Here is a 520-nt window from a genome sequence, read left to right as displayed (position 1 = left end):
GGTCGTGGGTTCGATTCCTGCCAGCCGCACCAAAACGACAAGCCTCAGAACTGCAAAGTTCTGAGGCTTTTTCGTTTCAGGCGCCCGCACAGGCCCGCACAGAGGCCGTGGCAATGGTTCAGGCGCTGGTCAACGGTTATTTTTCGATATTTTCATGGTTTTCCGTAAGCGTTCAAAAAGCACGCTATAATTCGAAGCTTGGCGGCTGTAGCTCAGCTGGATAGAGTACTTGGCTACGAACCAAGGGGTCGTGGGTTCGATTCCTGCCAGCCGCACCAAAACGACAAGCCTCAGAACTGCAAAGTTCTGAGGCTTTTTCGTTTCAGGCGCCCGCACAGGCCCGCACAGAGGCCGTGGCAATGGTTCAGGCGCTGGTCAACGGTTATTTTTCGATATTTTCATGGTTTTCCGTAAGCGTTCAAAAAGCACGCTATAATTCGAAGCTTGGCGGCTGTAGCTCAGCTGGATAGAGTACTTGGCTACGAACCAAGGGGTCGTGGGTTCGATTCCTGCCAGCCGC

Annotated in this window: 1 protein-coding gene and 2 tRNA genes; all 3 read left to right on the top strand. The window is 53.3% G+C overall.

Going from position 1 to position 520, the window contains the following annotated elements:
• Positions 1 to 224, top strand: a 224-nt coding sequence (locus tag BW39_RS31880) for a hypothetical protein (protein ID WP_235264148.1), incomplete at its 5' end; no start/stop codon positions are given.
• Positions 202 to 278, top strand: a tRNA-Arg gene (locus BW39_RS04070). The genes BW39_RS31880 and BW39_RS04070, both read left to right, overlap by 23 nt.
• A 169-nt stretch (positions 279 to 447) precedes the next feature.
• Positions 448 to 520 (top strand) — tRNA-Arg (locus BW39_RS04065).

The organism is Delftia sp. RIT313, from assembly GCF_000632165.1.
GTDB classification, from domain to species: Bacteria; Pseudomonadota; Gammaproteobacteria; order Burkholderiales; family Burkholderiaceae_C; genus Comamonas; species Comamonas acidovorans.
Note: the sequence above shows the minus strand (reverse complement) of the source record. Positions and strands in the feature narration are given on the sequence as shown.